The sequence below is a fragment of the Amycolatopsis sp. N2S4-7 genome (assembly GCF_058119595.1).
In genome coordinates this window covers 3372080-3396150 of sequence record NZ_CP172299.1, presented here as the reverse complement: position 1 = coordinate 3396150, position 24071 = coordinate 3372080, and the positions used below count along the sequence as shown (strand labels likewise).

Below are 24071 nucleotides of genomic sequence, written 5' to 3'. Positions count from 1 at the left end.
GGTGGACGTCTTCCCTCCACCTCACCCCCCTCGTCCACCGGGCCGGGAGTCCTCACCCACACCGATCCGGCACCGCCGGGTCAGCGAAGGAGGAGACGGCGGGAGTCGCTCCCGCCCGCGAGTTCCGGCTCGGTGGACGTCTTCCCTCCACCTCACCCCCCCCCCACGTCCACCGCGCCGGAACTCCTCCCGCCCCAACACCCCTCCAGTCACGCGAGATGCTCTCCCAGTCACGCGAGATCCGCCGCCAGTCACGCGAGATCCGCCCCCGATTCCGGCCGGTGACCGCCCCTCGGTCACCCGGCCGGGTTTGCTTCCCCGCCACTCCCACGACCCCGGCCCGGGGGATGCTTCCCTCCACCTCACCCCCCTCATCCCCCGGACCGGTCAACGCTGCGGTCCCCGTGCTCCGGCACGGGGACCGCGGCCCAGAAGTCCAGCGGCACCCGCCCGGTACCCCGCCCCGCGGAGTCGAGCAGCCGGCCCATCAGCTTGACGCTCCGCAGCGTCACCGCCCGGCCGGTGATCTCCAGCCACGGCAGCTTCGCGGCCAGGACCCCTTCCAGCGCCACCGTGTCGTGGTGCGAAGGCAGCCACACCACCAGCATCAGGTTCGCCGCCCCGGTCAGCGCCGCGCACATGCGGACCTCCGGCAGCATCGCCAGCGACCGCGCGGTCGTCTCCAGCTTGTCCGGCGGGACCCGCAGCCACAGCGTCACCGTGACCGGCGCGGGCGAGACGGACCGGGCGATCTCGCACCGGACGCGGATCGCCCCGCGGCCCAGGAGCGCGTCCAGCCGGCGCCGCACGGTCGTCGCGCCGACGCCGAGTTCGAGCGCCAGTGCCGCCGCCGACGCGCGGGCGTCCGCGCCGAGCGCCAGGATCAGGGCCCGGTCCGCGTCGTCGAACCGCAGGGGCGCGCGGTTCTTCGCCGGTTTCGGGGAGAGCGCCTTGCGTTGTCCCGGCGAGATCGCCCGGACCCGCCACCGGCTGCCCTCGGTGAACATCCGCGGTGACAACGTCGTCCGCACCCGCGTCACCCCCGGCACCCGGGAGACGCGGTCGTGCACGTGCGCCCCCACTTCCCGCAGCGTCGGCGCGACCACGTGCGCCAGCAGGTCGCACGGCCCGGCGACGTACTCGACCGTGACGACGTGGACGTCGGAGGCCAAAGCGGCCGCGACGGCCAGCGCCGCGCCCGGCGCGCAGTCGATCTCGACGAACGCCAGTGCCAGCTGCGCGGTCAGCTCCCCGCCCGCGTACGCGGTCAGCCAGGCGTCGCCGCGCCCGACGAGCGCGTCCCAGCGCCGGGCGGCGGTCACCGCGCCGAGCCCGAGCGTCTCGCCCAGCGTCGACCACGACGCCCGCGGCGCGGCCTGCATCGCGTCGACCAGTTTGAGGTCCTGCTCGGCCAACATGGCGGATTCTGCGGCCATCAGACCTCGCAACGGTGGTTCCGGTGATTTTTCCACCCCATTGTGCTCGACTCTCGCATGATCGGCGCATGAACCTGCGCTCAGACGCCGCCGCCCTGCTGGCCGAACTGGTCGCCCTGCGCCGCGACCTGCACCGCATCCCGGAGATCGGGCTGCACCTGCCGCGCACCCAGGAACGGGTCCTCGCGGCCCTCGACGGCCTGGGGCTGGAGGTGAGCCTCGGCCAGAAGCTCTCCTCGATCACCGCCGTCCTGCGCGGCGGCAAACCGGGCGGCACGGTCCTGCTGCGCGGCGACATGGACGCGCTCCCGGTCACCGAAGCCAGCGGCGAGGAGTTCAGCTCGACCTTCGACGGCGCGATGCACGCTTGCGGCCACGACCTGCACACGGCCGGGCTGGTCGGCGCGGCCCGGCTCCTCGCCGCGCGGAAGGCGGAGCTGCCCGGCGACGTCGTGTTCATGTTCCAGCCCGGCGAAGAAGGCTGGGACGGCGCCGGCCACATGATCGAGGAAGGTGTGCTGACGGCGTCCGGCAAGCACGTCGACGCCGCCTACGGCCTCCACGTCTCGGCCGCGAACTACGCGAAGGGCCAGTTCGTCGCCCGGCCGGGCACGCTGATGGCGGCTTCGGGCGCCCTCGAGGTCCGGGTGCTCGGCGAAGGCGGCCACGGCTCTTCACCGCACGACGCCCGCGACCCGATCCCGGCGGCCTGCGAGATGGTGACCGCGCTGCAGACGATGGTGACGCGCACCTTCGACGTCTTCGACCCCGTCGTCATCACGGTCGGCTCGTTCCACGCCGGCACCCGCCGCAACATCATCCCGGACGACGCCGTCTTCGAAGCGACGCTGCGGTCGTTCTCGCCGGAGGTCGCCGCGCGAGTGGGGGAGAGGGCGGTGCAGGTCTGCACGGGCATCGCCCAGGCGCACGGCCTCGACGTCGACGTCACCTACGAGCCGGAGTACCCGGCGACGGTCAACGACGCCGCCGCGTACGACTTCGTCGCCGCAACGATCCGTGACGTCTTCGGCGAGGAGCGGTTCACCGAGATGGCCGACCCGATCACCGGCTCGGAGGACTTCTCGCGCGTGCTCGAACGGGTGCCCGGGGCGTACCTGTTCCTCGGCGCGAGCCCGGCCGACGATCCGGCGACCGCGCCGGACAACCATTCGCCGCGCGCGCGGTTCGACGACAGCGTGCTCGGCGACGGCGCCGCGCTGCTGGCCGAGCTCGCCGTCCGCCGCCTCGCGCTCCTGGCCGGGTGAGCCTCGTGCGCAGCTACCACTGGCCCCCGCTGCTCCCGGTTGTCGCGCTGGTCCTGATGCCGTTCCTGCCGTTCGTCAACACCACCGGGCTGTGGCTCGGGCTGCCGCGGATGATGGTGTGGGGCGCGTTCTGGTGCCTCATGTTCACCCCTGCGCTGCTGCTGTCCGAACGCCTGATGCGCACGCGGGAGGACGACCGGTGATCCTCGCCTTCACCCTCGCCGGCATCGTCCTGATCGGCGTGCTCGGCTTCGTCGGGCGCCGCCGACCGGCCGCGGACCTGGCCGAATGGACCGTCGGCGGCCGCCGCTTCGGCGCCGTGACGATGTGGTTCCTGCAGGCCGGGGAGGTGTTCACCACCTTCACCTTCCTCGGCATGGCCGGTCTCGCGTTCTCCGGCGGCGTCGCGGCGATGTACGCGCTGCCGTACGTGCCGATCGCCTACGTCGTCCTGTTCTTCCTCGCGAAACGCCTCTGGACGATGGGGAAGGAGCGCGGCTACCTCACCCAGGGCGACTTCCTCGAAGACCGCTTCTCCAGCCGGGCGCTCGGCACGCTGTCCGCGGTGCTCGGCGTCGTGTTCGTGCTGCCGTACCTGCAGCTGCAGATCACCGGGCTGGGGCTGATCGTCCGGCTGGTCACCGGCGACAGCGCGTCCGGCACCCTGAGCATGATCACCGGCAGCGTGCTGGTGGTGGCGTTCGTGCTGTGGGCCGGGCTGCGTGGCGTCGCCGCGACGTCCTACTTCAAGGACGGGATCATGCTGGTCGCCCTGGTCGTGCTGATCGTCGCGGTGCCGACGCACTTCGCCGGCGGCATTCCCGCGGTGTTCCACAAGGTCGAGCAGCTGCACCCGGAGAAGCTGATCGTCCACAGTGGAGCGAACGACCACGTCTGGTTCGTGACGAGCATGCTGGTCAGCGCCATCGGCGTCGGGCTGATGACGCTGCCGCACTCGTGGCCGGCGCTGATGTCGGCGCGCGACCCGAAGGTGCTGCGGCGCAACTACGCCTGGATGCCGGTGTACGAGCTGTGCCTGCTGCTGCCGATGGTGATCGGCTTCGCGGCGATCCTCGTGGTGCCCAAGGGGAGTGATCCGAACGGCGTACTGCTGACGCTGTCGAAGGACGCGTTGCCCGGCTGGGTGACGGGGATCGTCGTGGTCGCCGCGACGGCCACCGCGATGGTGCCGGCGGCCGGGATCCTGATCGGCATCTCGTCGCTGGTGGCGCGGAACATCGTCCGGGTGCGCAGCGGCCGGCGGCAGTTCTGGATCAACCACGGCACGGTTGTGCTCGCGAGTACTCTTGCCCTCGTGCTCGGCATCTTCCGGCCGGATCTGCTGGCCAACCTGCTGTTGCTCACCTATTCGGGGTCGGTCCAGCTGGCCCCGGCCAACCTGCTGGGGTTCCTGCGGCGGGTGCCGGTCGGCAAGGGCCCGGTGTTCGCCGGGCTGATCGCGGGCGAGCTCGTGGTCGTCTGGCTGACCTTTGTGGACACTCACCTCGTCGGCACGGTCAACGTGGGCCTGGTCGGGCTCGGCGTCAACGTCGTCGTCCTCGCCGCGGCCGCGGTGGTGGCGCCGCGACGGACTTCTCTCGTGGAGGCGGCGTGACGCGCACGGTTTTCACCGGCGGCTCGGTGTTCGACGGCACCGGGGCCGATCCGGCGCCGGCCGACGTCGTCGTCGAGCACGGCCGGATCGTCGACGTCGGCACGGACCTGGACGGCGACGAGGGCGTCGACTGCGCCGGCGCGGTGCTGCTGCCCGGGCTGTTCGACTGCCACGTGCACGTCACGGTGTCGGACATCGGGCTGCTGGCCCGCGTGCAGAAACCGTTTTCGTACCAGTTCTACGAAGCCGCGCGGAACCTGTGGGCGACGCTCGGGCTGGGCATCACGACGGTCCGCGACGCCTCCGGGGCCGACCTCGGCATCAAGCAGGCGGTGGACGACGGGCTGATCCCGGGACCGCGGCTGCAGATCTCGATCGGTCTGATCAGCCCGACCGGCGGCCACGGCGACGCGTGGAACCCGTCGGGGCTCTGCGTGCCCCTGCTGCTCCCGCACCCGGGCCGGCCGGACGCGACCGCCGACGGCCCCGACGAGATGCGCCGGGTCGCCCGGACGCTGCTGCGCGCGGGCGCCGACGTGCTCAAGGTGTGCACGACCGGCGGGGTGCTGTCCCCGCGCGACGACCCGCGGCACTCGCAGTTCACGCCGGAGGAGCTGGACGTCCTGGTCACCGAGGCGGCGATGCAGGGCCGGCCGGTGATGGCGCACGCCCAGGGCGCGGCGGGCATCAAGAACGCGGTCCGCGCCGGGGTGCGGTCGATCGAGCACGGCATCTACCTCGACGACGAGGCGATCGAGCTGATGCTCGGCCACGGCACGTGGCTCGTGCCGACGCTGATCGCCCCGGTCAACGTGGTCCGCGCGGCCGACGCGGGCGTCGACCTCCCCGCGGCGGTGGTGGCGAAGGCGCGCGAAGTGGTGGAGGTGCACCGGGACTCGGTCCGCCGGGCGTACGCGGCGGGGGTCCGGATCGCGATGGGCACGGACAGCGGAGTGGGCCCGCACGGGACGAACCTCGAGGAACTGGCGCTGATGGCGGCGTGCGGCATGACGCAGGCCGACGTCCTGGAGGCGACGACGTCCTCGGCGGCGCGGTTGATGGGCCTGGACGGCGAGCTGGGGCGGCTCTCCCCGGGGCTGCGGGCGGATCTCGTGGTGGTGTCGGGCGATCCGTACGACTTCCCGGCGCTGGCGTCGAACATCCGGGAGGTCTGGAAGGACGGCATCCGGGTGGTCTGACGCCGTCCCTCCCGGGGCTCAGGAATGCACCACGGGATTGCCCCAGCCCAGCTCCGGCAGGTAGTTCGACAACCCGCCCGCCATCCGGGCCCCGGCGAGCAACGGGCTCGCCGTGGTGCCCGGCCGGTACGACCGCAGCTCCAGCCGCAGCACGTCGGTGACGTCCGCCCGGAGCACCCGGGAGTGTCCCTGCCGGGCGGTCACCTCCTCGCCCGGCCGGCCGTCCAGGACGACCTGGAAGACGCCGAGCTGGTCCGCGTCGGCCGCGTCGTCGAGGACGCCGACGGTCGACTCGAACCGCCGGTAGCTCCGCCCGAGGTTGAAGCTGATCGAGCCGCGGGGGCTCTGCGCGAAGTCGCGGCAGCGGTGGATGACGCTGTCGCCGAAGAGGCGGTTGTCGATGGTGACCGGGCCGATGCGCACGTCGGAGCTCCGGCCGGCGGGCGGCAGCGTGGCCACGAACGTCGAGTCCGGGACCTCGGGCAGCGGGATGCCCCGCGCCGGCCCGAAGTGCTCCCGCACCGAGTCGACGAGGTGCTTCAGGTCGTACTCCGCCGAGCGGTGGTGCAGCCGGAGGTACTGCCGCCGGGCCAGGTCGGCGATGGCCGGGGGCAGTTCCTCCGCGGTGGGCATCGCGCGGTCACCGGCCAGGACCGGGATGATCGGCTTGCCGCCGGCGATGGCCAGTTCGATCTCGGTGCGCACCCAGTCGGCGGGCGCGTCGATCCGCCGCCGGCCATCGCGCTCTTCGCTGAGCCAGTGCGGGCCGATCACCGCCAGGAAGACCGAGCAGCCGGTGACGGCCTCGATCAGCACCGGGTCGAACGCGACCCCCTTGGGAATCGTCCGGCTCGACCGGAAGACGTTGTCGGCGCCGAACACCCGGCTCAGCTTCTGATCGATCAGCACGGCGGTGTCCTGACCGTCGCCGACGCGGAAGTTGATGAAGACGGTATCGATGGCCCGGCCTTTCGTTCGGGTGGTCGTCAGCGCCCGGCGGCGACGACGTAGGGCGATCCCCAAACCGCGTTGCCGCTGCGGCAGGGCCGTCCCGTGGGGGTGGTGAACGACGTCCGGAGTTTCACCGCGAAGACGTTCGCCGGGAGGTCGACCGTCAACGGCTTGGCTTCCCCCGGATTCACCACGACGGTCTGTTTCGCGTCGACTCCGTCGTCGTTCACGAAAACCTCGAACTTCACGGCGAGATCCGGCGACGCGGTCGAGTCGGTGCCCACCGCCTTGACCTCCAGCCGGGTGAAGTTCTTCAGGCGGAATTGCTGTTCGCCGCGGTACGCACTGCTGTTGCACGTCGCCAGCATGTTCCACAGGGAATTCGGGTACTGCGTCAGCTGCACGTCGTGATCTCCGTGCTGGGCGTGCCATTCGTTGTTGGTGAGCGGCAGGTCGAGCAGGGAGACCGGGGCCCCTTTGGGCACGCTGCTGCCGTCGCCCGCGACCGCCGGACCGGCCGCGCTCGTGCCGGTGTCCGGAACGGACTCCGTGGTGGACGTCGGCGCGGCGCTCGTGGGCGGCAGGGCGGCGGCCGTGGGGGCGACGGTGACCGTCGTCGGTGCGGCCACGACCTGCCCGGTGCCGGGCTGTGTCAGCCGGGCGACGACGAACACCGCCGCCGGCATGGCCACGACGACCACGGCCGCCACCACCCAGCGGGCCCGCTTCCGGGGAACCTTCACCTTGCCTGCTTCCCGCCCGGCGAGCGCGGCCTTCACCTGCCGGGCGAAGTCCCCGTTCCGGGCGATTTCCTGGCCGAGGTAGAGCCGCATCGCGTCCGTTTCGACCGGGCCCGACGGGCGGTCGGTGAACCGCACGAACACTTCCTCGAGAAAGGGTTCGGAAAACCGCGCCTGCACGTGGGTCAGGAGTTCTTCCAGCTGCGCGTCGTACGCGGCGGGCCCGCGGCCGGACTTGCGCTGGAGGTACTGCGACAGCACGGACACCACGTCGCGGGCCAACTCGGTTTCGGTCATCGGCGATCCTCCGCCTCGGTCACTGATCCGCCGGGCCGCGAGCATACGTGCGGAAATCGAGCACCGACGTGCGGGTGCCGATATTGAATGGACCTGTGGCCGTTTCGTTGGAAACGCGGGGAAAGTGGACAGTATTTGTCGTGGAATTGTCCACTTTCCCGGCTGTGGCCCGGCCGGGTCAGAGCTCCGGGCTCAGCAGGTCCTTCAGCGCCGCGGCGAACTTGGCCGGGTTGCGTTGCGGGGCCAGGTGGGCCCCCGGCATCTCCGTGAACGGCAGGCCCAGCTCCAGGGCCAGGATCTTCGCCGGCTGGTAGTGGTAGCGGCCCCGGCTGCCTTCGCCCGCCACCGGGAAGATCTCCGTCCTCGCGCGGCGCAGGGCGCGCAGGTCGGGCAGGTAGTCGAAGAACTCCGTCAGCTCGCGGTCGAACAGGCGGATCCAGTCGGCCTCGTGCGGCAGCCGGAGGTTCGGCAGGTCCGGCAGCGCCGCGCCGGCGATCGCGTCCGCGAAGCGCGTCACCGCCGTCAGCAGCTCACCCGAACGGGCCAGCCGCACCTGGTCCGCCGCCGCTTCGAGCCAGCCGCTCGCGTCCGGCATCAGGTGCACCGCCGGGGGTTCGTGCGCGACCAGGGTCGTCACCCGGTCCGGGAACCGGGCCACCAGGTCGAGGCCGATCAGCGCGCCCGCGCTCGAGCCGAACACCAGCGCCGGGCCGTCGGTGGCGTGCTCGAGCACCGCCAGCGCGTCGTCGGCCTGGCGGGACACCGGAACCGGGCCCGTGGTGGTGTCCGTGCTGCCGAAGTGGCCGCGCCGGTCGTAGGTGATCACCGTGTATTCCGCGGTCAGCTGCTTCGCCAGCGCGCGGTAGGAGTCACCCGCCCCGGTGCCGCCCGCGATCAGCAGCAGCGCCGGGCCCTCGCCGCCGCGGCGGACGAGGAGCTCGCCGTCCTCCACCGGGCAGCGGCTTTCCGAGATCATGCCCCGAAGTGAAGCACAAGCTGTTCGCCGGACGGCGTGGTGGTCGATCCCCGCCGTGCGCGGCCCGGCCGGGAGAACCGGACCGGCTAAAGGCGTTCGATGATCGTCGCGGTGGCCAGGGCGCCGCCCGCGCACATCGTCACCAGGGCCGTCGACGCGTCACGGCGTTCCAGCTCGTGCAACGCCGTGGTCAGCAGGCGCGCTCCGGTGCTGCCCACCGGGTGACCGAGCGCGATCGCGCCGCCGTTGACGTTCACGCGGGACTCGTCCGGGGAGAGCGTCCGCTGCCACGACAGGGCGACCGACGCGAAGGCTTCGTTGACCTCGAACAGATCCACGTCGCCGATGGTCATCCCGGTCCGCGAGAGCACCCGCTTGGTCGCGCGGATCGGGCCGTCCAGGTGGTAGTACGGCTCGGCGCCGACCAGCGCCTGCGCGACGATCCGCGCCCGCGGCCGCAACCCCAGCTCCGAAGCCCGCGAAGAGTCCAGCAGGAGCAGGGCCGCGGCACCGTCGGAGATCTGGGACGACGTGCCCGCCGTGTGGACGCCGTCTTCGACCACCGGCTTCAGGCGGGCGAGGCCTTCGACCGTCGTCTCGCGCAGGCCCTGGTCGCGGGAGACCAGCCGGGTTTCACCGGTCGAGGCGCCCGAAGCGTCGAGGACCGGCGCCTTCACCGGGACCACCTCGCGGTCGAAGTGCCCGGCCTCCCACGCGGCCGCCGCCTTGTGCTGGGACGCCGCGCCGAACGCGTCGACGTCGGCGCGCGTCAACCCGCGCCGGACCGCGATCCGCTCCGCCGCGCCGTACTGGTTGGGCAGGTCGATCGACCACGACGACGGCCGGGGCGAGCCGGAAGCCCGGTTCGTGCCCAGCGGCACCCGGCTCATCGCCTCGACCCCGCACGCCACGCCGGCGTCGATGGCGTCCGCGGCGATCAGGCCGGCGATCAGGTGGGTGGCCTGCTGCGCCGAGCCGCACTGGGCGTCGATCGTCGTCGCGCCCGCCGTCTCGGGCAGGCCCGCGTGCAGCCACGCCGTGCGCGTGACGTTGTTCGACTGCTCGCCGGCCTGCGTGACGCAGCCCCCGATCAGCTGCTCCACCAGCGCCGGGTCGATCCCGGCGCGGTCGAGCAGAGCGAGCTGCGCGGCACCCAGCAGCTCGGCCGCGTGCAGGCCGGCCAGCAGCCCGCCCCGCTTGCCGATGGGGGTTCGCACGGCTTCGACGATGACCGGCACGCCCATGCTCGTCCCTTTCGTCGGGAAACGCGGTTCACTGACCCAAAAACTAGAACAAGTTATCGTTCTGTGCAAGTCATCCCAGGGTCAACCCGATTTTGATCTTCCCCAGGTGAGCGCACGCTCACCTGGCATCATCGGTCAAGTAAACGGGTTTCACTGAACGTCTTCCTTTAGTTAACACCGTATGCTCTAATCCAACCTAGAACGTGTTTCACGGCGAACCGTGGGAGGCAACGTGGCCGCTCCGCTCATCCCCGCCGGGTTCGACTTCACCGATCCCGATCTCCTGGCGCAACGACTGCCCGTGGCCGAGTTCGCCGAACTCCGGCGAACCGCCCCCGTGTGGTGGAACCCCCAGAAGCACAACACCGCGGGCTTCCGCGACGACGGCTACTGGGTCGTCTCGCGCCACGCGGACGTCAAGGAGGTGTCCCGCGACAGCACGCTGTACTCGTCGAGCGAGAAGACCGCGATCATCCGCTTCGACGAGAGCATGACCGAGGACAACCTCAACGCGAACCGCCTGGTGCTGCTCAACATGGACGCCCCGCAGCACACGAAGCTGCGGCGGATCGTGTCGAAGGGCTTCACCCCGCGGTCGATCGCGAAGCTCGAGGACACGCTGCGCGACCGCGCGGACCGGATCGTCACCGAGGCCCGGAAGAAGGGGACCGGCGACTTCGTCACCGACGTCGCCTGCGAGCTGCCGCTGCAGGCGATCGCCGAGCTGATCGGCATCCCGCAGGAGGACCGGCTCAAGATCTTCGACTGGTCCAACCAGATGGTCGCCTACGACGACCCCGAGTACGAGGTCGAGCCGCTGGAGGCGTCCGCCCAGCTCATCGGCTACGCCTGGAACATGGCCGAGGACCGCCGCAAGTGCCCGATGGACGACATCGTCACGAAGCTGATCCAGGCCGACGTCGACGGCGAATCGCTCGGCTCGGACGAGTTCGGCTTCTTCGTCATCCTGCTCGCCGTCGCCGGCAACGAGACGACGCGCAACGCCATCACCCACGGCATGAAGGCGTTCCTGGACCACCCGGACCAGTGGGAGCTCTACAAGGAGGAGCGGCCCAAGACCGCGCCCGACGAGATCGTCCGCTGGGGCACCCCGGTGGTCGCCTTCCAGCGCACCGCCACCCGCGACACCGAACTGGGCGGTGCCCGGATCCGCAAGGGCGACCGCGTCGGCATGTTCTACAGCTCCGCCAACTTCGACCACGAGGTCTTCGCCGACCCGGAGAAGTTCGACGTCCTCCGCGAAGACAACCCGCACGTCGGCTTCGGCGGCACCGGTTCGCACTACTGCATCGGCGCCAACCTGGCCCGGCTGGAGATCGACCTGATCTTCAACGCCATCGCCGACGTGATGCCGGGCATCACCGAGGCCGCCCCGCCGGTCCGGCTGCGCTCGAGCTGGCTCAACGGGATCAAGCACTACCCGGTGCGCTACGCCTGAGGAACTCCTCGACGCGGTCCCAGGTGAGCGCGGCCGCGTGCGCGTCGTGGTCGGGGCCGTCGGCGTCGGTGTAGAAGTGGCCGGTGCCCGGGTAGGTGAACACCCGGGCACCGGCGCCGGTGCGGGCCGTGGCCTCGCGCCACGCCTCGACCTGCGCCGGGGGTGCGAGGGGGTCGGGGTCCGCGACGTGCACCTGCACCGGCAGCCCGTCGCGGACCGAGGCGGGCAGCGCGCCGAGGGCGTGCAGCAGCAGGACACCCGCGGTGGCGGGCCGGTCCGGGAGCACCTCCTGGACGACTCCCGCGCCCATCGAGACGCCGGTCAGGACCGTCGCGGCGGGCAGGTCCCGCACGGCTTCCCGGGCGCGCCGCGTGATCGTGGTCCAGCCGACGCGGTCCTTCAGCGCGAAGCCCGCTTCGAGGGTCGAAGCGGTCGAACCGGCGTAGAGGTCCGGGGTGGTGACGCGGTGCCCGGCCGCGCGCAGCCGGCCGGCGAGGCCGAGTTCGACGGGCCGGAGCCCCAGCACGGAGTGGAACAGCACGACGTCGGCCACCCGGCGATTCTGCCAAAGGGTGACATCATGAGGCGATGGCCCCGCGAGCGACCGTCGACGTCGAGTTCTCCGTCCGCGTCACCGAACCCGGGCCCGCGGCGATCTCGGTCGCCGCGGCGCACGCGGACACCGAGGAGCTCAAGGTGTCCTGGCACGGCGAGAGCGAGCTCGTCGAGTTCGAGCACGGGACCCGCGCCGAGGTCTTCGAGCTGCCCACCGGCGAGCACCGCGTCACCTACCACGCCGAACGCGCGCTGACCGAGCCCGAACCGGAGCCGGTCACCCGCGCCGAGGCCGCCGTGTTCACCCGGCCGAGCCGGTACTGCCCGTCCGACCGCATCGCCGGGCTGGTCCCGCCGGAGCTGTTCGCCCGGCAGGACGCCAGGGCCAGGGTGGACACCATCGTCCGGCACGTCCACGAGCGACTGTCCTATGTGGTCGGTTCCAGCCGCGGGACCGACGACGCGATCGACACCCTGCTGGCCGGCGAGGGCGTCTGCCGCGACTTCGCGCACGTCTGCATCACGCTCTGCCGCTTCCTCGACATCCCCGCGCGCTACGTCGGCGTCTACGCGCCCGGCCTGTCCCCGATGGACTTCCACGCCGTCTTCGAAGCGGCGATCGACGGGAAGTGGTACGTCTTCGACGCCACCCACCTGGCCCCGCGGCGGACGATGCTCCGGATCTCGACCGGCCGCGACGCCGCCGACACCTCGTTCCTCGCCACCCTCGGCTGCGAGCTCGACTTCCTGGGCAGCACGGTGTTCGCGACGACGGACACCGCGCTGCCCCAGGAAGACTGGACCGAGCTGGTCGTGCTCGGCTGACGCCCCGGCCGTCGGCATTCCGGGCCTGCGTGAACCCCGGCCTGACATCGTTGTCAGCGGTCTGCGGCGAGCGGTGCGGAACTCAGCCGCGTGTTGCGTGCACGACGAGGGCCCCGGCTGGGTAGACAGTGTCCGTGAAGAGTTCCCCCAAGGCCCCGAGCCCCTGGGTCCGGGCCCGCGCCCGGTACCGGTGGCTGGACCACCTCGCCCGCGCGGCCAACCGCTACATCGACTCCGGCGGCTACCACTACGTCGCGTCGATCACCTACTTCAGCCTGCTGTCGCTGGTGCCGCTGCTGATGGTCGCCTCGTCGGTCGCCGGGTTCGTGCTGGCCACCCAGCCGCACCTGCTCGACACGATGGTGCACGCAATCGTCAGCACGCTGCCCGGCGCGCTCGGCGACAAGGCGACCGAGCTGCTCACCGGTTTCGTCGAACAGCGCACGAGCGTCGGGGTGTTCGGTCTCGCGATCGGCCTCTACTCGGGCTGGAACTGGATGAACGCGCTGCGGGACTCGCTGACGGCGCTGTGGGGGCAGAACCGGTCGGACCAGTCGCTGCTGCGGCTCATCCTCGTCGACCTGCTCGCGCTGCTCGGCCTGAGCGTGGCGCTGCTGGTGTCGTTCACGCTCACCATCTCCGGCACCGCCCTCGGCGGCTACCTGCTCCGGCTCGCCGGGCTCGACGACACGAGCTGGGGGCACCAGCTCGTGTCGGCGTCCTCGGTGCCGCTGTCGCTGGCCGCCGACTGGCTGGTGTTCCTGTGGGTGCTGACGCGGCTGCCGCGGCAGAAGGTGGGCGTGCGCAGCGCGGTGCGCGGCGCGATCGCCCTGGCTGTCGGGTTCGAGGCGCTCAAACTGGCCGGCGGGTTCTACCTCCGGCTGATCGGCGACTCGCCGACCGGCATCGCGTTCGGTTCGATCATCGGCCTGATCTTCTTCATCTCGCTGGTGGCGCGGCTGCTCGTCTACGTCACGGCGTGGACCGCCACCGGCTCGGACGCGCCGCCGAAGCCGGTCCAGCCGCCGGCGCCGGTGGTGCTGAAGCCGGTGGTCGTGGTGGACCCGCCGGTCGCGGTGCCCGCCACGGTCGGCGTGGTGACCGGGGTGGTCGGGACGCTGCTCGCGCTCCGGTGGCGCCGCTCCCGGCGGTGATCAGCTCGGCTTCTCCGAGCCGACCACCCACATCGAGAAGTACTGCGACCCGCCGCCGTAGGCGTGCCCGAGCGCGACGCGCGCGCCGTCCACCTGGTAGTCCCCGGCCCGGCCCATGACCTGCTTCGCCGCTTCGGAGAACCGGAGCATGCCGGACGCGCCGATCGGGTTGGACGAGAGCACCCCGCCGGACGGGTTGCACGGCAGCTGCCCGCCGATCGCCGTCTCCCCGGCCTCGGTGACCTTCCAGCCCTCGCCTTCGGCCGCGAACCCGAGGTTCTCCAGCCACATCGGCTCGAACCAGGAGAACGGCACGTAGATCTCGGCAACGTCCACTTCGGACATCGGGTCGGTGATGCCGGCCTCGGCCCACAACGCGGCCGCGGCGTCGCGCCCGGCCTGGGGGTTGACCTGGTCGCGGCCGGCGAACGTGGTCGGCTCGGTGCGCATCGCCGTCGCGTGGATCCAGGCGGCGCCGCCCTCGACGGCGTCCCCGGCGGCCTCGTCGCCGAGCACCATCGCGCACGCGCCGTCGGACGACGGGCACGTCTCGTCGTAGCGGATCGGGTCCCACAGCATCTGCGAGGCGCGCACCGACTCGACGGTGATGTCCGGCTGCCGCAGGTGCGCGTACGGGTTCAGCGCGCCGTTGCGCCGGTCCTTCGCCGCGACGATCGCGCCGACGTGTTCGGGGGCGCCCGAGCGGCGGATGTAGGAGCGCACGTGCGGCGCGAAGTAGCCGCCCGCGCCGGCCCCGACCGGCATCTGGAACGGCGGCAGGATCGACAGGCCCCACATGGCGTTCGACTCGGACTGCTTCTCGTAGGCCACCGTGAGCACCCGGCGGTGCACGCCGGACTGGATCAGCGAGGCCGCCACCAGCGCCGTCGACCCGCCGACCGAGCCGGCGGTGTGCACGCGCAGCAGCGGTTTCCCGTTCGCGCCGAGCGCGTCGGCGAGGAACAGCTCGGGCATCATCACGCCCTCGAACAGGTCCGGGGCCTTGCCGAGGACGACGGCGTCGATGTCCGCCCAGCCGACCTGGGCGTCGGCCATCGCGCGGTCGATCGCCTCCCGCAGCAGGCCCGGCATCGAGACGTCGGCGCGCTTGGCGCGGTGGTGCGTCTGGCCGGTGCCGAGCACGGCGGTGAGCTGCTTGGTCATCGGGCCTCCAGCACGGTCACCAGGTTCTGTTGCAACGCGGGGCCGCTCGTCGCGTGCGCCACGGCCTTGCGGGACTCGCCGGTGTGGATCCGGGCCGCCGCCTCGCCGATGCGGGCGAGCCCGGCGGAGAACATCGGGTTGGCGGCCAGCGCGCCGCCGGACGGGTTGACCTTCACGCCTTCGTCCAGCCCGAGCGCGGTCCGCAGGATGAGCTCCTGGTGGGTGAACGGCGCGTGCAGCTCGGCGAGGTCGGCGCCGTCGAGGTCGAGCGCCTTCGCCGCGGCCTCGGTGGACGGGCTCCGCGTCAGGTCACGGGCGCCGAGGACGGGGGAGTCGACGCGGTGCTCGATGCCGGTGATCACCGCGGGCCGCTCGACGATGTCCCGTGCGCGTTCCACAGTGGACAGGACGACGACGGCGGCGCCGTCGGTGATCGGCGCGATGTCGTGCCGGCGCAGCGGATCCGCGAAGTAGGGCGCGTCGAGGAGCTCGGTGACGTCCTTGCCGGTGCCGCGTGCGGCGACTTCGGCGAGGTCCTTTTCGGACCAGAGCCCGGCTTCGAGACCCAGGCGTGCCTGGATCCCGGCGATCGAGACCGAGTCCGGCCACAGCGGGGTGACGACGTACGGGTCGAGCTGCAGGGCGAGCACCCGGCGCAGCTGCCCGGCGCTGGACTTGCCGAAGCCGTAGACGAGCGCGGTCTCGACCTCGCCCATCCGGATCTTCAGCCACGCCTCGTACAGCGCCCAGGCGGCGTCCATCTCGACGTGCGACTCGTGGATCGGCGGGAACGCGCCGATCGCGTCGACGGCGGCGATGAACGAGAACGCGCGCCCGGCCAGGTAGTCCGACGAGCCGGAGCACCAGAATCCGATGTCCTGTTTGGACAATCCGGTCTTCTCGAAGACCTCGGCGAAGATCGGGACGAGCATCTCCACGCCGTTGGTGGTGCCCGGCGTTTCGCGGACGTTCGGGGCCTGCGCGAAGCCGGCGATCGCGACGTCTGGCATCAGGACCTCACAGGTGGTGGGCGAAGGTTTCGTAGGCGGCGTCCGGCTCGCCGGTCGGCTCGAAGTGGCTGATGTTCTCCAGCGACGTCCACCACTCTTCGCGGGGTTTCCAGGCGGCACGCACGCGCAGGCCCATGCGGACGTCTTGGGCGTCGCAGCCGAGCACGAGGTGCAGGAAGGCGATGTCGGCGCCGTCGAGCAGGATGTACGCGGCGACGTACGGCGGCTTGATCCGCTGGCCGAGGAACGGGACGTTGACGATGCAGAACGTCGTGACGATGCCGGTGTCGGGCAGTTCGACCTCGTCGGTGGTCGGCACGCCGTCGGTCGGGCAGGCACCGCGCGGCGGGATGTAGACCTTGCCGCAGGCGGGGCAGCGCTGGCCGATGAGCTTGCCCTCGGCGAGCCCGCGCAGGTAGCGGCTCTCCTCGGGCGACGCGGAGTGCGTGTACTTCAGGTGCACGGGGGTGATGACCACGCTGACCGGGGCGCCTTCTTCGCGCTCGGCGACCGGGGGCGCGGGCTCGGTCGGCGTCGTGTCCTCGGCGTCGACGGGCAGGAAGTACGCGATGTCGCGGATGTGCCCGACGGCGTCGCCGGCCCACCGGACGCGGACCCGCTGTCCACTGTGGATCTTCCCGGGGTCACCGGCGTCGACGGCGTGGAGCATGGCGGTGTCGGCGCCGTCGAGCTTGACGAGCGCCCAGGCGAAGGGCCGGCTGAGCGGCTGCCCGTCGAGGGGCCGCGCGCACCACGACCACGAGACGACGGTGCCCTCTTCGCCCACCGGCACGAACTCACTGAGCTGTTCGGCGGTCACGGGGTCGTACTCGACCGGGGGAACGTGCACGCGCCCGTCGCTGCCGCGGATGCCTTCGATGCGGTGCTCGCGCAGCGCATTGACGAAGCGGCCCAGGACGGGACCGGTCGAGCGCGTGTAGTCGAAGCCGACGTTGAGGGGTGCCGCCAGTGGTGTCTCGGTCACGCTCATGAGTGAAACATGTTCTTGTTCGGTCGACAAGGTTCCTCCGCTGGGCGGTTCGATACCGATGGAACGCGTTCTAAGTCAGCGGCCTTGGAAGTCCGGTTTCCGCTTCTCCGAGAACGCCCGCGGCCCCTCCTTCGCGTCCTCCGACGCGAACACCTCGATGCCGTACTGGGAGTCCAGCTTGAAGGCCTCTTCCTCGTGCAACCCCTCGGTGTCCCGCATCGTCCGCAGGATCGCCCGCACCGCGACCGGCCCGTTCGCGTTCACCAGTGCGGCGAGCTCCAGAGCGCGAGAAAGAGCCTGTCCGTCCGGCACCACATGACCGATCAAGCCGATGGCCAGCGCCTCCGAAGCCGACAGGTGACGTCCGGTCAGCAGGATGTCCGCCGCCACCGTGTACGGGATCTGGCGCGGCAGCCGCACCGCTGACCCGCCCATCGGGAACAACCCCCAGCGCGCCTCGGACACCCCGAAGCGCGCGGAAGCACCCGCCACCCGGATGTCCGTGCCCTGGAGGATCTCCGTGCCGCCCGCGATCGCCGGGCCCTCGACCGCCGCGATCAGGGGCTTCGTCAGGCGACGCCCCTTCAGCAGGCCCGGGATGCGCGACGGGTCGAACTTGCCCGACGCGAACGACTCCGACGGTGAGTTGCGGGACATCGACTTCAGGTCCGCGCCCGCGCAGAACGCCCCGCCCGCGCCGGTCAGGATGCAGCTGCGGATCGAGTCGTCCGCGTCCACCCGGTCCCAGGCGGAGACCATGATCTCCATCATCTCGCCGGTGATCGCGTTGCGCGCCTCGGGCCGGTTCATCGTGACGACGAGGGTCTGCCCCTCCTGTGAGACCAGCGCGTGCGGTTCGCCCACGGAAAACCTCCTGAAGGAGCAGTGCCATTGCCCAGAACGATAACATGTTCTACTTTGAGGGCGTGGCACTCAACATCGCGGATCTTCTGGAGCACGCCGTCGACGCCGTGCCGGAGCGCGTCGCGGTCGTGTGCGGCGACCGGCGGGTCACCTTCGCCGAACTGGAGGCGCGGGCCAACCGGCTCGCCCACCACCTCGCCGCGCACGGCGTGGGACGCGGTTCCCACATCGGGGTCTATTCCCGCAATTCGATCGAGGCCCTCGAGGCGATGATCGCCGCGTACAAGCTGCGCGCGATCGCCGTCAACGTCAACTACCGCTACGTGCACGGCGAGCTCGTCTACCTGTTCACCGACGCCGAGCTCGTCGCCCTCGTCCACGAACGCGGCTACGCCGACAAGGTCGCCGCCGTCCTGCCCGAGACGCCGAAACTGAAACACGTTGTCGTGATCGACGACGGCAGTGACGGCGACTACGAGAGCTACGGCGGCGTGGACTACGAAGCCGCACTCGAAGCCCGAAGCCCCGAGCGCGACTTCGAAGAGCGGTCGGGCGACAACCTCTACATCCTCTACACCGGCGGCACCACGGGCTACCCGAAGGGCGTGCTCTGGCGGCAGGAGGACGTCTGGCGCGCCCTCGGCGGCGGGATCAACTTCGTCACCGGCGAATACATCCCGGACGAGTGGACGCTCGCCGAGCAGGGCAAGGCCGGGAGCCTGACCCGGCTGCCCGCCGCGCCGCTGATCCACGGCGCCGCGCAGTGGGCCGCCTTCGGCGCGCTGTTCACCGGCAGCCCGGTGGTGTTCGTGCCGCGCTTCGACGCCCACGAAATCTGGAAAGCCGTGCAGGACAACAAGGTCCAGGTCCTCACGATCGTCGGCGACGCGATGGCGCGCCCGCTCATCGAGGCCTTCCGCGAGGGCGACTACGACGCGTCGTCGATCGTCGCGGTGTCGAGCCACGCCGCGCTGTTCTCGCAGTCGGTGAAGCAGGAGTTCGTCGAGCTCGTGCCGCACGCCGTGATCACCGACGCGATCGGCTCGTCGGAAAGCGGCTTCACCGGGATCGGCATGGTGGGCAAGGACTCCGACCACAGCGCCGGCCCCCGCGTCACCTTCGGCCAGGACGCGATCCTGCTCGACGACGACGGCCACGTCGTCGAGAAGAAGCCCGGCGCGGTCGGGCTGATCGGCCGCCGCGGGCACGTCCCGCTCGGGTACTACGGCGATCCCGAGAAGAGCAAGAAGATCTTCGTCGAGGTCGACGGCGTCCGGTACGTCGTCCCGGGCGACTACGCCCGCTACGAGGAGGACGGGACGGTCACGCTGCTCGGCCGCGGCTCCCAGTGCGTCAACACCGGCGGCGAGAAGGTCTACCCGGAAGAGGTCGAAGGGGCGCTGAAGTCCCACCCCGACGTCTTCGACGCGCTCGTCATCGGCATCCCGGACGAGCGGCTCGGCCAGCGCGTCGCCGCGGTCGTCCAGCTGCGCGACGGCGCCGAGCCCGACCTCGCCTCGATCGAGGCGCACGTCCGCGGCGAGATCGCCGGCTACAAGGTGCCGCGGACCGTCTGGCTGACCGGCGAGATCGGCCGCTCGCCCAGCGGCAAACCGGACTACCCGTGGGCCCAGCGCTACGCCGCGGAGCACGAACCGGCCGCGGCCCAGCCCGTCTGAGGAGGACACCAGAGTGCGGACACCCCTGTGCGACCGGCTCGGCATCGACCTGCCGATCATCGGGTTCACCCCGTCGGAGCACGTCGCCGCGGCGCTCAGCCGCGCCGGCGGGCTCGGCGTGCTCGGCTGCGTGCGGTTCAACGACGCCGCCGAGCTCGACCGGGTGCTCACCTGGATGGACGAGAACACCGGCGGGAAGCCGTACGGGGTCGACATCGTGATGCCGGCGAAGGTGCCCGCCGAGGGCACCCAGGTCGACCTGGCGAAGCTGATCCCGGACGGGCACCGCGCGTTCGTCGACCGGGTGCTGAAGGACCTTTCGGTGCCGCCGCTGCCGGACGACACCGACGAGCGCGCGGGCGTGCTCGGCTGGCTGCACTCGGTCGCCCGGTCGCACGTCGAGGTCGCGCTGAACCACCCGATCAAGCTGATCGCCAACGCGCTCGGCTCGCCGCCGGCCGACGTCATCGGCCAGTGCCACGAGCGCGGTGTCCCGGTGGCGGCGCTCGCCGGGAAGGCCGAGCACGCGGTCCGGCACGTCGAAAACGGCGTCGACTTCGTGGTGGCCCAGGGGTACGAGGCCGGCGGGCACACCGGCGAGATCGCGTCCATGGTGCTGGTGCCGGAGATCGTCGACGCGGTCGACGTCCCGGTGCTCGCCGCGGGCGGGATCGGATCCGGCCGCCAGGTCGCCGCGGCGCTCGCGCTCGGCGCGTCCGGCGTCTGGATGGGCTCGATGTGGCTCGCCACCGAGGAGTACCTGCAGACGATGGGCGAGTCCGTGGCGATGCAGCAGGCGCTCGTCGCGGCGAAGTCGTCGGACACCGTGCGGACGCGGATCTACACCGGCAAACCCGCCCGGCTGCTGAAGACCCGCTGGACCGAGGCGTGGGCCGCGGCGGACGCGCCCGAGCCGCTGCCGATGCCGCTGCAGAACCTGCTGGTTTCCCACGCCCACAACCGGATCCACGCGGCGAACGACCCCAGCGTCGTGTCGATGCCGGTGGGACAGATCGTCGGCCGGATGAACCGGGTGCGCCCGGTGGCCGACGTCGTCGCCGAACTCGTCACCGGCTACGAAGAAGCACTGTCGCGGCTGGACAAGACCCGCTGAAAAGGGGCCCCGCCGTGGCGGGGCCCCTTTTCGTGCGAAAGCGGTTACAGCGAAGAGGCGGCCGCGGCGATCTTCGACGCGAACGTGCTCACCTCGGTGTAGACACCGGGGGCGTGCGGCCGGGCGCAGCCGTCACCCCAGGAGACGATGCCGACCTGGATCCAGGCGTTGTTGTTGTCCCGGCGGAACATCGGGCCACCGGAGTCGCCCTGGCAGGTGTCGACCCCGCCGGCGGTGAGGTTGCCCGCGCAGATCTCGGCGCTCGGGATGAGGTCGGGGTAGCTGCCGCCCTGGGCCTGGCAGGTGCTGTCGGAGACGAACGGGACGGTCGCCTTCAGCAGGTACCGCTGCTGCGCGCCGCCTTCGCGGGCCGCGCCCCAGCCGGCGACGGTGAACGTGCCGGTGTTGTAGGCCGACGTCGTCGCGATCGGCAGCGTCGACAGGCCGCTCACCGGGCTGGCCAGCTTGATCAGCGCCCAGTCACCGCCGGTCGAGGTGCCGTAGGTGGGGGACTGGTAGACGTAGGTCGAGCGGATCTTCTGCGCGCTCGAGCTCTGCAGGTCGACCACGCCGACGGTCGCCGTGATCGAGGTGTTGGCCCCGGTCCGGCTGACGCAGTGCGCGGCGGTCAGCACGATCTGGTTGGTGTAGAGCGCGCCGCCGCAGCCCATCGACAGCCGCACCATGAACGGGAACTCGCCCTGGGCGGCCCGGGTCCCGCCGACGACGTCGGTGGAGGGCGGCTGGGCCGCGATCGCCGGAGTGGCGAACGACGCGGCCGCGGCGACCGCGGCCACGGCGGTGGTGACGTTTCTGAGCAGGGTGAACCAGCGCTTGGGAGCCAAGGGGATCAGTCCTTCCAGTGTCCACAGTGGAAGCTATTGCCGACGGCGGCCCCATGACTACACCAGGTGCTCGCGTACCCGGACAACCAACTTTCTTCGGATCTTTCGGGCGGTTGGGTGATTTCTCACCGGCGGATCCGACGAACGCCGTAGGCCGAAGCGCCCAGCAACAGCGCCGCGCCGCCCGCCAGCACCGAAGGCAGGGGCAGGCTGAAGGCCAGCACCACGCACCCGGCGAGCCCCAGGCCGGCCACGATCCGGGCCCGGCCGGGCAGCGTCAGCGCCGCCGCGTTGGCGACCGCGTAGTACGCCAGCACCGCGAAGGACGAGAAGCCGATCGCGGAGCGCAGGTCGAGCGAGGCGGCGAGCACGGCGACGACGAGCCCGACGCCGAGTTCGGCGCGGTGCGGCACGTTGTAGCGCGGGTGCACGGCGGCGAGGAACCGGGGGAGGTGGCCGTCGCGGCTCATCGCCAGCGTCGTGCGGGAGACGCCGAGGATGAGCGCGAGCAGCGAGCCGAGCGCCGCCAGCGCCGCGCCCACCCGCACCACCGGGGCGAGCCACCCCGGGACGGCCGCCGCGATCGGGTCCGGGCTCGCGGCGAGCGCGGCCGGGCCGAGCCGGACGAGCAGCAGCACCGCCAGCGCGGCGTAGACGACGAGGGTGAGGCCGAGGGCGAGCGGGATGGCGCGGGGGATGGTCCGGGCGGGGTCGCGGACCTCCTCGCCGAGCGTCGCGAGCCGCGCGTACCCGGCGAAGGCGAAGAAGAGCAGCCCGGCCGCTTCGAGGACACCGCCGGCCCCGGGCCAGGCGACGAGCGGGCCGCCGGCGCCCGGTCCGGCAGCCATCGACACCGCCGCGGCGGTCAGCACGAGCAGGGTGCACGAAACGATCACCCGGGTCGCCAGCGCGGACCGGTGCACCCCGAAGTAGTTGACGGCGGTCAGCGCGGCGACCACCGCGACGGCGAGCACGCTCCGCCACGGCTGCCCGGCCCCCGGCGCCGCGTAGGCGACGACGGTCAGTGTCATCGCGGCGCAACTGGCCGTCTTCCCGGTGACGAATCCCCAGCCGGCCAGGTAGCCCCAGAATTCACCGAGCCTTTCCCGGCCGTAAACGTAGGTGCCGCCGGATTCCGGATAAATCGCGGCCAGCCGCGCCGAAGACGTGGCATTGCAGTACGCGACGACGGCGGCGACGACGAGCGCGAGCAGCAGCCCGGCTCCCGCGGCCTTCGCCGCCGGGGCGAACGCGGCGAACACGCCGGCCCCGATCATCGAGCCCAGGCCCAGGAAAACGGCGTCGGGCAGGCCCAGCCGCCGGGCCAGTGGTGCGGAGCGCATCCGGGTGATCCTCCAGGGGGTCGGCCGTGTTACGCGCCACAGCGAACCACGGCGCACGGGGAAACGAATAGGGTCGATTCCGTGCCCGCCCCTTCACGCCATTCCCGCCTGTCCGCCGACGGTCCCGTCCTCGACGGGATTCCCGAGCACGGCCGTGTCCCGCGTTACTACGCGGTCAAGGTCGAACTGCTGGCGGTGATCGCGGAACTGGGGGAAGGCGCGGTGCTGCCCACGGAACGGGAACTGTGCGAACGCTTCGAGGTGTCGAGGGCGACCGTACGGCAGGCGGTCGGGGAACTGGTGCTCGAGGGCAGGCTCAGCCGCCGCCAGGGGAGCGGCACGTACGTCGCCGGCCCGAAGCTCGTCCAGCCGCTGGCGCTGGTCAGCTACACCGAGGGGCTGCGCCGCCAGGGCATCCGGCCGGGCCGGAACGTGATCACGCTGGAGCGGCGCCTCGCGGGCAGCGCGCTGGCGGCCGACCTGCAGGTCACCTCGGACGCCGAAGTGATCCACATCGAGCGGGTCCTGCTGGCCGACGAAGAGCGCGTCGGCCTCGAGTCGACCTACCTCCTGGCCGAGCGGTTCCCGACGCTGATGGAGGTCTTCAACCCGGGCCAGTCGCTCTACGCGTGCCTGAGCGAGCAGCTCGGCGTGGTGTTCGACGGGGCCGAGGAGCGGGTGGAGACCGTGTTGGCGACGCCGCGTGAGGCGTTGCTGATCGGGACGAACCCGGCGTTGCCGATGTTGCTGACGCACCGGGTGACGTGGGGGCCGGACGGGGTGCCGTTCGAGCGGGTGCGGTCGCTTTACCGGGGTGACCGGCTGAGTTTCATGACCCGCCTGGGCCGCACGGACTGACCGATCCTGTCACGTTCCGCGTGGCGTCCTCGTTCCTCCCGCACCACACACGCACGGGAGGACACCATGAACGCCGCACTCTGGACCGGGCAGATCCTGCTGGCCGCGATCTTCGCGCTGTCCGGCGCGCTCAAGTCGACGATGTCGCGGCAGCGGCTGCTCGAAACCGGCCAGACCGGGGCCGCCGCGTATCCGCTGCCCGTGGTGCGGTTCACCGCGATCTGCGAGCTCTTCGCCGTCGCCGGACTGATCCTGCCGGTGCTGCTGGGCATCGCCCCGGCGCTGACCGGCTGGGCGGCGGTGGGCCTGGCCGTGGTCATGGTGGGCGCCATGGCGATGCACGGCCGGCTGGCCGTCGTGCAGCACAAGCCGGCCGAATGGCGGAACGCCGGGATCAACGCCGTGCTCCTCGCCGTGTGCGTCTTCGTCGCCGCGGGACGCCTCTGACCGGCGGGATGCAACCCGCGGGGCGCCTGTTCCGTCTGGC

General features: G+C 71.6%; 23 protein-coding genes. 11 read left to right on the top strand and 12 right to left on the bottom strand.

The features are described 5' to 3' along the window. Positions 1–371: 371 nt before the first annotated feature. Positions 372–1436 carry an Lrp/AsnC family transcriptional regulator gene (locus ACH54P_RS15755; RefSeq protein WP_489913344.1) on the bottom strand — a complete coding sequence of 355 codons (1065 nt, stop codon included), beginning with the start codon at positions 1434–1436 and terminating at the stop codon, positions 372–374. 68 nt (positions 1437–1504) lie between these two features. Between ACH54P_RS15755 and ACH54P_RS15750 the strand changes: the two genes are divergently transcribed. The 4 genes from ACH54P_RS15750 to ACH54P_RS15735 are packed head-to-tail and all read left to right on the top strand — an operon-like array spanning position 1505 to position 5515. Then, on the top strand, positions 1505–2701 hold the full coding sequence (locus tag ACH54P_RS15750; protein ID WP_489913342.1) for a M20 metallopeptidase family protein: 1197 nt from the start codon (positions 1505–1507) through the stop codon (positions 2699–2701). Further along, positions 2698–2904 (top strand): hypothetical protein, encoded by a 207-nt coding sequence (locus ACH54P_RS15745; protein ID WP_489913340.1) that lies wholly within the window; start codon positions 2698–2700, stop codon positions 2902–2904. Before ACH54P_RS15750 ends, ACH54P_RS15745 begins: the two co-directional genes overlap by 4 nt. Next, positions 2901–4316: a sodium:solute symporter family protein gene (locus tag ACH54P_RS15740; RefSeq protein WP_489913338.1), complete on the top strand. Its 1416-nt coding sequence runs from the start codon at positions 2901–2903 to the stop codon at positions 4314–4316. The genes ACH54P_RS15745 and ACH54P_RS15740 overlap by 4 nt, the downstream gene beginning before the upstream one ends. Then, positions 4313–5515, top strand: a complete 1203-nt coding sequence (locus ACH54P_RS15735; protein WP_489913336.1) for a metal-dependent hydrolase family protein — start codon at positions 4313–4315, stop codon at positions 5513–5515. Before ACH54P_RS15740 ends, ACH54P_RS15735 begins: the two co-directional genes overlap by 4 nt. A gap of 18 nt (positions 5516–5533) precedes the next feature. Here the strand turns inward: ACH54P_RS15735 and ACH54P_RS15730 are convergent, their stop codons facing one another. From ACH54P_RS15730 to ACH54P_RS15715, 4 genes are all read right to left on the bottom strand, one after another. Further along, positions 5534–6538: a TIR domain-containing protein gene (locus tag ACH54P_RS15730; protein WP_489913334.1), complete on the bottom strand. Its 1005-nt coding sequence runs from the start codon at positions 6536–6538 to the stop codon at positions 5534–5536. Further along, the gene (locus tag ACH54P_RS15725) at positions 6502–7503 is read right to left on the bottom strand and encodes a hypothetical protein (RefSeq protein WP_489913332.1); all 1002 of its coding nucleotides are present in this window, start codon (positions 7501–7503) and stop codon (positions 6502–6504) included. Before ACH54P_RS15725 ends, ACH54P_RS15730 begins: the two co-directional genes overlap by 37 nt. A gap of 178 nt (positions 7504–7681) precedes the next feature. Further along, positions 7682–8479 (bottom strand): alpha/beta fold hydrolase, encoded by a 798-nt coding sequence (locus tag ACH54P_RS15720; protein ID WP_489913330.1) that lies wholly within the window; start codon positions 8477–8479, stop codon positions 7682–7684. 86 nt (positions 8480–8565) lie between these two features. Further along, positions 8566–9723: a steroid 3-ketoacyl-CoA thiolase gene (locus tag ACH54P_RS15715; protein ID WP_489913328.1), complete on the bottom strand. Its 1158-nt coding sequence runs from the start codon at positions 9721–9723 to the stop codon at positions 8566–8568. A 232-nt stretch (positions 9724–9955) separates the two neighbouring features. Here ACH54P_RS15715 and ACH54P_RS15710 point away from each other — a divergent pair, with 232 nt between their 5' ends. Next, on the top strand, positions 9956–11182 hold the full coding sequence (locus ACH54P_RS15710; RefSeq protein ID WP_489913326.1) for a cytochrome P450: 1227 nt from the start codon (positions 9956–9958) through the stop codon (positions 11180–11182). Here the strand turns inward: ACH54P_RS15710 and ACH54P_RS15705 are convergent. Continuing rightward, entirely contained in the window at positions 11154–11735 is a 582-nt protein-coding gene (locus ACH54P_RS15705) for a dienelactone hydrolase family protein (RefSeq protein ID WP_489913324.1), read from the bottom strand. The two genes, ACH54P_RS15710 and ACH54P_RS15705, sit on opposite strands and share 29 nt — an antisense overlap. Before the next feature lie 35 nt (positions 11736–11770). Between ACH54P_RS15705 and ACH54P_RS15700 the strand changes: the two genes are divergently transcribed. Both ACH54P_RS15700 and ACH54P_RS15695 read left to right on the top strand, forming a co-directional pair. Then, positions 11771–12562, top strand: coding sequence for a transglutaminase-like domain-containing protein (locus ACH54P_RS15700; protein WP_489913322.1), 792 nt, complete (start codon positions 11771–11773; stop codon positions 12560–12562). A 134-nt stretch (positions 12563–12696) separates the two neighbouring features. Further along, positions 12697–13716, top strand: coding sequence for a YhjD/YihY/BrkB family envelope integrity protein (locus ACH54P_RS15695; protein ID WP_489913320.1), 1020 nt, complete (start codon positions 12697–12699; stop codon positions 13714–13716). Here ACH54P_RS15695 and ACH54P_RS15690 read toward each other — a convergent pair whose 3' ends face one another. The 4 genes from ACH54P_RS15690 to ACH54P_RS15675 form a co-directional block, all read right to left on the bottom strand. Beyond that, positions 13717–14880, bottom strand: a complete 1164-nt coding sequence (locus ACH54P_RS15690; protein ID WP_489913318.1) for a thiolase domain-containing protein — start codon at positions 14878–14880, stop codon at positions 13717–13719. Further along, complete coding sequence (locus tag ACH54P_RS15685; protein ID WP_489913316.1) at positions 14877–15890, bottom strand: thiolase domain-containing protein; 1014 nt, start codon at positions 15888–15890, stop codon at positions 14877–14879. Before ACH54P_RS15685 ends, ACH54P_RS15690 begins: the two co-directional genes overlap by 4 nt. A 7-nt stretch (positions 15891–15897) precedes the next feature. Continuing rightward, positions 15898–16881 (bottom strand): Zn-ribbon domain-containing OB-fold protein, encoded by a 984-nt coding sequence (locus ACH54P_RS15680; RefSeq protein WP_489913314.1) that lies wholly within the window; start codon positions 16879–16881, stop codon positions 15898–15900. A gap of 75 nt (positions 16882–16956) precedes the next feature. Beyond that, positions 16957–17745, bottom strand: coding sequence for a crotonase/enoyl-CoA hydratase family protein (locus ACH54P_RS15675; RefSeq protein WP_489913312.1), 789 nt, complete (start codon positions 17743–17745; stop codon positions 16957–16959). A gap of 62 nt (positions 17746–17807) precedes the next feature. Here ACH54P_RS15675 and ACH54P_RS15670 point away from each other — a divergent pair, with 62 nt between their 5' ends. Both ACH54P_RS15670 and ACH54P_RS15665 read left to right on the top strand, forming a co-directional pair. Next, a complete protein-coding gene (locus tag ACH54P_RS15670; RefSeq protein ID WP_489913310.1) occupies positions 17808–19424 on the top strand; it encodes an acyl-CoA synthetase in 1617 nt (538 codons plus the stop codon). 13 nt (positions 19425–19437) lie between these two features. Then, the gene (locus tag ACH54P_RS15665) at positions 19438–20538 is read left to right on the top strand and encodes an NAD(P)H-dependent flavin oxidoreductase (protein ID WP_489913308.1); all 1101 of its coding nucleotides are present in this window, start codon (positions 19438–19440) and stop codon (positions 20536–20538) included. Positions 20539–20582: 44 nt separating this feature from the next. On the opposite strand, the gene ACH54P_RS15660 is transcribed toward ACH54P_RS15665, so the two are convergent. Together ACH54P_RS15660 and ACH54P_RS15655 are read right to left on the bottom strand one after the other, a co-directional pair. Further along, entirely contained in the window at positions 20583–21383 is an 801-nt protein-coding gene (locus ACH54P_RS15660) for a S1 family peptidase (protein ID WP_489913306.1), read from the bottom strand. 125 nt (positions 21384–21508) lie between these two features. Continuing rightward, complete coding sequence (locus ACH54P_RS15655) at positions 21509–22726, bottom strand: APC family permease (protein ID WP_489913304.1); 1218 nt, start codon at positions 22724–22726, stop codon at positions 21509–21511. Between the two features lie 81 nt (positions 22727–22807). On the opposite strand from ACH54P_RS15655, the gene ACH54P_RS15650 reads away from it, so the two are divergent. Continuing rightward, on the top strand, positions 22808–23584 hold the full coding sequence (locus ACH54P_RS15650; protein WP_489913302.1) for a GntR family transcriptional regulator: 777 nt from the start codon (positions 22808–22810) through the stop codon (positions 23582–23584). Between the two features lie 66 nt (positions 23585–23650). After that, positions 23651–24031 (top strand): DoxX family protein, encoded by a 381-nt coding sequence (locus tag ACH54P_RS15645; protein WP_489913300.1) that lies wholly within the window; start codon positions 23651–23653, stop codon positions 24029–24031. Positions 24032–24071 lie beyond the last annotated feature (40 nt).